The 756-nt window shown below is 36.8% G+C and carries 1 pseudogene; it reads left to right on the top strand.

Annotated features, from left to right (window positions below):
- A pseudogene (locus Q0828_RS24365) lies at positions 1 to 756 on the top strand (CUB protein); the annotation flags it as partial.

Raw genomic sequence — 756 nt, 5'->3', positions numbered from 1 at the left:
ACACAAAGTGCTACGCAGTTCTCAGTAACCTATCATCCATCACAACTAGATGCTGATATGAATTCTAATCCTATTGCAGGAATGTATACAAATCAAACGGCTTACACACTAGAAACTATCTTTGTACGTGTCGAAAATAATGACAATACAGATTGTTATGCTGTGACTTCTTTTGAATTTGATGTCTTTGATCAGCCTGTCGCTAATCCTGTTGCTAATTATCAACTCTGTGATGACGCCATTGATGGAGATGACACCAATGGGTTTTCTACATTTGATTTGTCTATAATTGATGCTTTGGTATTAGACTTGCAAGATGCCGCTCAATTCACCGTGACCTATCATCCCAATCAAAATGATGCCGATGATAACATGAATGGGCTATCGGATTCATATATAAATACCACTATTGGTGGAAATCAGATCGTTGTTCGTATTGAAAATAATGACAATCCTAATTGTTTTGCTACCACTAGTTTTGATGTCGTAGTCAATCCACTTCCTCTGGTTTTACAACCTATTTTACTACGTCAATGTGATGATGATACCGATGGAATCTCTGATTTTAATCTTACTGAAGCCAATTCATTGTTATCTACTGATTTTGCCAATCAAACATTTACCTATTATACAGATCCTACAGATGCACAAAATGCTCTCAGTCCTATTGCTAACCCTACAGCTTTCTCTAGCTCAAATGGAACTATCCTCTATGGAAGAGTTGAAACTATAAATGGGTGTTTTAGAGTTGGACAG

The sequence above is a fragment of the uncultured Kordia sp. genome, from assembly GCF_947496985.1.
GTDB lineage: Bacteria > Bacteroidota > Bacteroidia > Flavobacteriales > Flavobacteriaceae > Kordia.
This window is presented reverse-complemented; position numbering and strand designations above follow the sequence as displayed.